Source organism: Streptomyces sp. NPDC059957 (genome assembly GCF_042730015.1).
In the GTDB taxonomy this organism is placed as follows: Bacteria; Actinomycetota; Actinomycetes; order Streptomycetales; family Streptomycetaceae; genus Streptomyces.
The window spans coordinates 1-7,782 of the sequence record NZ_JBHWMB010000039.1; the positions used below are offsets into that span (position 1 = coordinate 1).

6 protein-coding genes are annotated in these 7,782 nt (G+C 72.9%); 5 read left to right on the forward strand and 1 reads right to left on the reverse strand.

Annotation, left to right across the window (positions count from 1 at the left end):
• Positions 1 to 57: 57 nt before the first annotated feature.
• From ACFWBW_RS24800 to ACFWBW_RS24810, 3 genes are all read left to right on the forward strand, one after another.
• Entirely contained in the window at positions 58 to 1,620 is a 1,563-nt protein-coding gene (locus ACFWBW_RS24800; RefSeq protein ID WP_385376160.1) for a carboxylesterase/lipase family protein, read from the forward strand.
• A 114-nt stretch (positions 1,621 to 1,734) separates the two neighbouring features.
• Entirely contained in the window at positions 1,735 to 2,742 is a 1,008-nt protein-coding gene (locus tag ACFWBW_RS24805; RefSeq protein ID WP_385376164.1) for a LacI family DNA-binding transcriptional regulator, read from the forward strand.
• Between the two features lie 293 nt (positions 2,743 to 3,035).
• Positions 3,036 to 4,424 (forward strand): hypothetical protein, encoded by a 1,389-nt coding sequence (locus ACFWBW_RS24810; protein WP_385376167.1) that lies wholly within the window; start codon positions 3,036 to 3,038, stop codon positions 4,422 to 4,424.
• A gap of 115 nt (positions 4,425 to 4,539) precedes the next feature.
• On the opposite strand, the gene ACFWBW_RS24815 is transcribed toward ACFWBW_RS24810, so the two are convergent.
• Positions 4,540 to 5,499 (reverse strand): alpha/beta hydrolase fold domain-containing protein, encoded by a 960-nt coding sequence (locus ACFWBW_RS24815; protein ID WP_385376170.1) that lies wholly within the window; start codon positions 5,497 to 5,499, stop codon positions 4,540 to 4,542.
• Positions 5,500 to 5,801: 302 nt separating this feature from the next.
• Here ACFWBW_RS24815 and ACFWBW_RS24820 point away from each other — a divergent pair, with 302 nt between their 5' ends.
• The gene (locus ACFWBW_RS24820; protein ID WP_385376174.1) at positions 5,802 to 6,287 is read left to right on the forward strand and encodes an ATP-binding protein; all 486 of its coding nucleotides are present in this window, start codon (positions 5,802 to 5,804) and stop codon (positions 6,285 to 6,287) included.
• A 148-nt stretch (positions 6,288 to 6,435) separates the two neighbouring features.
• Positions 6,436 to 7,782: AMP-binding protein (locus tag ACFWBW_RS24825; RefSeq protein ID WP_385376177.1), on the forward strand; the 1,347-nt coding region annotated here is incomplete at its 3' end.

The following is a 7,782-nucleotide window of genomic DNA, read 5'->3' on the forward strand; positions in this document are numbered from 1 at the left end:
GCCATATTCTCGACAGGTCGGCGCGCGTTCGGCGCGCGGCCCAGGAAGGATCGACTCATGGCACCCACCCCAGGACCCGATCACCCCGTGGCACGTCCGCCCGCGGGCCCGCTCCGTGGCGCGGTCGAGGACGGGCTCGCCGTTTTCCGGGCCGTGCCCTACGCCGCACCCCCGGTCGGCGAGTCCCGCTGGCGGCCCGCACGGCCGCATCCGGGCTGGAGCGGCATCCGGGACGCGACCACCGACGGGCCCAGTGCCCCGCAGATGCACATCGAGGGCGGCGACCCCGTGCTCGGCGGGCACGGTTCGCCGCCCTTCGACGAGGACTGCCTGACCCTCGACATCTGGACGCCGGCTGTCGACGACGCCCGGCGGCCCGTGCTGGTCTGGATCCACGGGGGCGGTTTCGTCTCCGGCTCCGGATCGCTGCCGAACTACTCCGGCGCGACCTTCTCCCGCGACGGGGACCTGGTCGTCGTCAGCATCAACTACCGCATCGGCCCCCTCGGTTACCTCCTCACCGACACCGACACCGACACCGCGGACGAGTCGGACGGCTCCGGCGCCAACCACTGGCTGACCGACCAGCTCGCCGCCCTGCGCTGGGTACGGGAGAACATCTCCGCCTTCGGCGGCGACCCCGGCTCGATCACCGTCGCGGGACAGTCGGGCGGCGCGATGTCCACGGCCGCCCTCGCCGGGCTGCCCGAAGCCCGCGAGCTGATCCGGCGGGTGATCCTGATGAGCCCGCCCTTCGGACTGGACCTCCCCGCGCCCGACGCCTACCGGGAGCGCACCGCCGCGTACCTGGAGCTCGCCGGGGTCAAGAGCCTGGCCGAGCTGCGCGCCGCGCCCTGGCCCGAGCTGATCGGCGCCATGGGCGGGCTCTTCGCGCTGACCACGCGCTGGGGGTACTGGCCCACGCCGTTCCTGCCCGTGGTCGACGGCGCCACGCTCCCCCGCCACCCGGCGCAGTCCCTGCTGCAGGACGCCGCGGCGGGCATCGAGGTGATGATCGGCTGGACCCGGGAGGAGGCCAACTTCGGCTTCGCCCTCAACGAGGCCTACGCCGCGGCCTCCCGGGAGCAGGTGACCGACCGGATCGCGGACACCTTCGGCCCCGAGGCGGCCCCCGGGATCTACGCGGCGTACGAGCACGCCCGGCCGGGCGCCGGGCCGACGGGCGTCCTGATGGACCTCATCACCGACGAGCTCTTCCGGGTGCCGGCCCTCCGGCTGGCCGAAGCGCGGGCCGAGGCGGGCCACCCGGTGTGGGCCTACCAGTTCGACCTCCCCGCGGCCGCCTACGAGGGCCGGCTGGGGGCGGCGCACTGCCTCGAGCTGCCCTTCGCCTTCGCCAACTTCGACCAGTGGGCGCACGCACCCCTGGTGGCCGGACTCGACCCCGCCGTCCGCGACGGGCTCGCGCACACCGTGCACGAGGCCTGGATCGCCTTCGTCCGCACCGGCGACCCGAACCACCCGGACATGCCGACGTGGAGCCCGTACGAGAAGGACACCCGCACCACGATGCGCTTCGACTCCGTGGTGACCGCGCTCGACGACCTCGCCGGGGACTCCCTGCGCCTGCACGAACGCTCACTCGACCGACCCCGGTGACAGTTCCTCCTCCCGGGCCCGCCCATCCGGGCGGGCCCGCGCTCCCTTGATCTAACTCGTGTAACCTTCGAAAGGAAGGCATCGAGCCGATCAAAAGGAGCGTCGATCGACGTCATGGCCAAAGACACTCCTGTTCCGGCGTCCCCGACCAGCGCCGACGTGGCCCGCCTCGCCGGGGTGTCCCGCGCCACGGTCTCCTTCGTCCTCAACGACACCCAGGGCCACCGCGTCGGCGAGGCCGCCCGCGCGCGCGTCCTCGACGCCGCCCGGCAGCTCGGCTACGTACCGCACGCCGCCGCCCGGTCCCTGCGGGCCGGCCGCAGCAATCTCGTCCTGATGCCCTCGTCGATCTCCGCGGTCGGCCGCCTCGTCAGCGACTGGGTCGACGACCTGCACAGCGAACTGGACCGGCACGGCTACACCGCAGTCCTGCACGCGGGGCGCTTCACCGATCCCCTCGACGCCGCCCGCGCCTGGGCCGAACTGCGTCCTGCGGCCGTCATCGCCCTCGACGGCGACCGCCTCACCGCACAGGCCGCGGAGCTGCTGCGGCGCGCCGGGGTGCGGGGGCTGCTCGCCTTCGCCTCCCGTCCCGTCACGGGTGTGCACACCATCGGCTTCGACCACGCCCTGATCGGCGCCACCGCCGCCGAGCACCTGATCGCCCGCGGCCGGACCCGTATCGGTGTGGTCATGCCCCAGGAACGCGGCCTCGCCCTGTTCGCCGCGCCGCGGCTCGCGGGCGCCGAATCGGTAGCCGCCCACCACATGGCCACGGTGACCCCCGTGGAACTCTCGTACACCCGGGAGTCCGCGATCGCGCTGGCGAGGCGCTGGCGGAGCCTCGGGCTGGACTCCGTGTTCGCGTACAACGACGAGTACGCCGCCCTGCTCCTGCACGCGCTGCGGGCCGAGGGGATCTCCGTACCGCAGGACGTGGCGGTCGTGGGCTCCGACGACCTGGTCCTCTCCGCGCTCCAGGACCCCCCGCTGACCTCGATCCGCCTGGAGCTGGCCTCGCCTGCCATGGTCGCCGACGCCGTGCACGAGCTGATCGAAACGGGCACCACGGCGCCCGTGCCCGAGATAGAGGCGGTCCTGATCCAGCGCGAGACCTCCTGACGGCCGGCCGGCTTCCCCTGGTCCGCCGGCCGAACCGTCGCGCCGGTACGGCCTCTGCCCGCGCCCGGCCCCTTCCTGCGCGTCAACCCCTCCGCGCTCCTCGGCCCCTCCGCGCTCCTCGGCCCATTCGCACGCCTTGGCCCATTCGCACGCCTTCGTGCTCCGTCCGGGCTGTCCGCCCGTCTGTATGGATCAAGCCGGGAAGCCTACGGCGGCCGCGCATGGTCGGCTGTGCTCGGCTGGTCGCGGTCCCCTGACGTCTGGCCCCACAGTGCAGAAGGAGGAGTCCCCCGATGTCTCGTCGGCATGTCCCGGCCGTCCTCGGCCTCGTTGCGGGCGCGTTGGTGGCGGTTCCCGCCCCGGCCGCCCACGCCGCCACGGTGCAGGTTCGCTGCTCGGTTCCCGATCTCGTCGCAGCGATCAACGCCGCGAACGGGTCGCCCGGACCGGACACCCTCCGACTCGCGCGCAAGTGCACGTACAAACTGACGGCGCCGGACCCCGTGAGCCCCGGCAACGGGCTGCCGGTGATCACCAGTGAGATCACCATCGACGGACGTGGGGCCACGATCAAGCGGGACCAGCACGGGCACAAGGTGCCGAAGTTCCGGATCCTCTTCGTCGGCCCGACGGGCAACCTCACGCTCGACCGCACGACGATCAGCGGCGGCTTCGCCACGGACTGCCCCGCTTTCCCCGACCCACCGGGCCTGTCCTGCGGCGGCGGCATCTCCAACACCGGCAGGATGACCGTGACCCGCAGCAAGATCACCGGCAACACGTCCCGGTCCGACGTGTTCGCCCAGGGCGGCGGTATCGACAACCCCGGCACCGGAAGCGTGAGCGAGACCGAGGTGACCGGCAACCACGTCGTCTACAGCGGCAGCGGCCTCGGCAACGGCGCCGCCGGCGGCGCGATCGCCAACGACGGTCCGCTCACGGTCACCGATTCCCGGCTGACGGGAAACACGGCGACCGTCACCGAGGACACCCAGAGCTTCGCGTTCGGGGCCGGCATCATCAGCTTCGCCGAGACCACCGTCGAGAACACGGTCATCAGCAAGAACCGTTCCTTCGCCCGGGGCGGATTCGCGCGCGCCACCGTATCCAACGGCATCCCGGCGCCCGGCAGGATGACCATCACCGGCGGCTCCATCACGGACAACACCTCGGACGCACCGGACGGCGTCGCCCAGGGCGGGGGCATCGCCAACAACGCCCTGATGACCGTGAGCGGCGTGAAGATCAGCGGCAACCGGGCCGTCGCGGAGAACGGCACCGCGCGCGGCGGTGGCGTCCGCGTGGGCCCGTTCGGCACCCTCGACCTGACCGACAGCCACATCACCAGCAATACCGCCGAGGCACCGGACGGCACGGCTCAGGGCGGCGGCCTCGACAACCCCGACGGCGGCAGCCTGACGGCCAAGCGCAACAAGGTCCGGCACAACACGGTCACCGCCAAGGGCGGCACCGCGCAGGGCGGCGGCCTGTACCACGCCGGGGGCGCCCAGGGGCTGGGCAGCACCACGCTCGAGGAGAACACCATCACGCACAACCGGGCAGGTGACGGCGGCGGCATCTTCAAGGCGTCCGGCGTCCTCACGCTCAACGGCGATGTCGTCCGCGCCAATCAGCCGAACAACTGCAGCCCGGCCGGCACGGTCCCCGGCTGCACCGACTGACGGTCTCACCTCCGGGTCCCCCCTCGCGCCCACGGGGCTGAGGGGGGACCCGGCTTTCGGCGGCGGCAGCCGGAACGCCGGCCGCCTCTGCCGCCCCCTGTCCGACTACGGGACCTCAGGCGCCCAGGTGGCGGGCCAGGAAGGCGACGCTGTCGATGACGATGCGGTCGATGTCGGGAGAGCCGAGGAAGATGTGGTCGGCGCCCTCCACCGGGGTCAGTACGACCTCGCCCCCGGCCTTCGCGAGGGCCGTGGCGAGCTCCTCGCTCTGGCTGTAGGGGACCAGCCCGTCCAGGGTGCCGTGGATCAGCAGGAACGGCGGCGGGTCCGAGCCCTCGACGGCGTACGTGACGGGGCTCGCGGCCCGCGCCAGCTCCGGGCGTTCGGCGACGGACGCGCCGAGGAGGGCTTCGTACGGATCGGGGAACTCGACTCCGCCGGGCAGCGGCGGGAACGCCGGCATGGGGTGCTCGGCGAGGGTGACCAGGTCGGAGACCCCGTACCAGTCGACGACGGCCCGTACGGCGGTGTCGCCGGCGCCCACTCCCTGCGTGCCCTCCAGCGCCGCGGCGTCCGGGGTGTCCGCGCCCACGACCCCGGCGAGGGCCGCGAGGTGGCCGCCGGCGGACTCGCCCCAGACCCCGATCCGGTCCGGGTCGATGCCCAGCGCGGTGGCGAAGTGCCGGACGTAGCGGATCGCGGCCTTCACGTCGTGCAGTTGGGCCGGGAACGGGGCCTCCAGGCTGTGCCGGTAATCGATCGAGACGAGGGCCAGCCCCGCCCCCAGCACCGACCCGTGCAGCAGCTCCACGGGCACGGTCGGCGGCGGATAGCGCCGGTCGCCGTCCAGCCAGCCGCCGCCGTGGATCCACACGACCGCCGGGAAGGGGCCCTCGCCCTCGGGTACGTGGACGTCGAGCAGCCGCGGGCGGTAGCCGGGCGTGGTCGCGTAGGTGATCCCCTCGAAGCGGCGGACCCCGTCCGCGTCCACGACGGCGGACACGGGGGTCCGGAACGGCGGAGGCGGCCAGGTCATGTCCGCCGGATCGATCGCGGCGGGGAGCGATTGCGTCATTGCGGCCCTTCCAATCTGTTCGGCCCGGGGGCCGAGGGGTTCAGGTGCGGGGCCCCGCACCGGCCGCGCAAGCACTGAGCACTGGGTGCTGAGTGCTGAGTACTCAGCGCTACGGACAAGGCTTCGTAACGTATGTCCGAAATGCTTGCGCGGGCCGGGGAGGAGGCCTAGCGTGTTACACGTGTAATCACGACTCTAGCGACGCGTTTCCGCGGACCACAAGAGCACGGGCAGTCCAAGTTCCCCGGCAGTTACACGAGCCACCGCGCGAATGTCGTCGCCTTCCCCTCCGGGAGCACGCCATGCTCACCTCCACACCCCCCGCCACCGCCCCGGCCGCACCCGCCGTCCCGGCCGCCCCCACCGCACCCGCCTCCCCGGCCCCCGGCTGCGACCACTGGGCCGCGGAGCCCACCGCGGCGACCGTCCCCCTGATCCGCTCCCGCGTGCGCTCGGTGCTCGACGGCTGGGAGGTCTCCGCCGAGATCGCGGACATCGTGCTGCTCGCCGTGAGCGAGCTGGTCGGCAACGTCGTCCTGCACGCCGCCGACGCGGGCCGTCTGCGCGTCGGAATCTCCCTGCGAGGGGGATGGCTCCAGCTGGAGGTCGCCGACGGAGCCTCCTCGCTGCCGCGACTGCCTCACCCCCGGGGCGAGGCGGACCCGGACGCCGAGGACGGGCGCGGCCTGCTGATCGTGCACCTGATGGCCGCCGAGGTCGGCGGTCAACTCAGCGTCCAGGCCGATGAGTTCGGAAAGTCCGTACGGGTGCGAGTGCCGGCCGCCTGACGCCCGGATCGATGCGGATCGACGGACCCCGGGGAACCTCCCGAGCGGACGATCACCTCACAGAAATATGGCGAGGAATTGACGGCCGCCAATTTATCGAGATACTTGCCCCATCTCCCCCGCTGCTCCCTGATTGAGGTGCCGCCCCATGGAGCTCTCCCCTTCGGCGCACGCCGATACCTTCTGCCGCGACCGGCTCCCGCCGTTCGACCTCTGGCCCGAACTCCACTTCGACCTGCCGGAGTTGGACTACCCGGACCGGCTCAACTGCGCCCACAGCCTCCTCGACGACGCCGTCGAGCGCTGGGGACCCGACCGACCCTGCCTTCTGACCACCGACGAGCGCTGGACGTACGGCGAGCTGCTGCGGCGCGCCAACCAGGTCGCCCAGGTGCTCACCGAGGACCTGGGTCTGCTCCCCGGGAACCGCGTGCTGCTGCGCGGCCCGAACAACCCCTGGCTCGTCGCCGCCTGGTTCGGCGTGCTCAAGGCCGGCGGGGTGGCCGTCACCACGGTGCCGCTGCTGCGCGCCGCCGAGCTCGCCGCACTGTGCGAGATCAGCCGCCCCGCCGTCGCCCTGTGCGACGACCGCTACCTCGAGGAACTCCAAGCCGCGGCCGGCGCCGCCACCGACGCCGAAGCCGGTCCGCGCGTGGTCGCTTACGGCGGCCCCGCCGAGGACGACCTCACAGTCCGCTGTGCGGCCAAGGCCGGGGTCTTCACCTCCGTGGACACCGCCGCGGACGACGTGGCCCTGATCGCCTTCACCTCCGGCACCACCGGGCGCCCGAAGGCGACCCTGCACTTCCACCGGGACGTGCTCGCCAATGCCGACACCTTCTCGCGGCACGTCCTGCGGCCGCGGCCCGACGACGTGTTCACCGGCACCCCGCCGCTCGCGTTCACCTTCGGGCTCGGCGGACTGGTGGTCTTCCCGCTGCGCGTCGGGGCCGCCACCCTGCTCGTGGAGTCGGCGACGCCGCAGCAGTTGGCCGACCTCGTGGCCGCACACGGGGTGACCGTCCTGTTCACGGCGCCGACCGCCTACCGCGCGATCCTGGCCGCGGGCGCCGCCGGCCGACTGGCCGGACTGCGCCGCTGCGTCTCGGCGGGCGAACCCCTGCCCGCCGCCGTGTGGGAGGAGTTCCACACCGCCACCGGACTGCGCATCATCGACGGCATCGGCGCCACCGAGATGCTGCACGTGTTCATCTCCGCGGCCGACGAGGACATCCGCCCCGGCTCCACGGGCCGGCCCGTCCCGGGCTACCGGGCGGCCGTCGTGGACACGAACGGGGTGCCCGTCCCCGACGGACAGCCCGGCCTGCTCGCCGTCACCGGGCCCACCGGCTGCCGCTACCTGGACGACCCGCGCCAGACCACGTACGTCCGGGACGGCTGGAACATCACGGGCGACACCTACATCCGCGACGCCGAGGGCTACTTCTGGTACGTGGCCCGCAGCGACGACATGATCGTCTCCTCGGGCTACAAC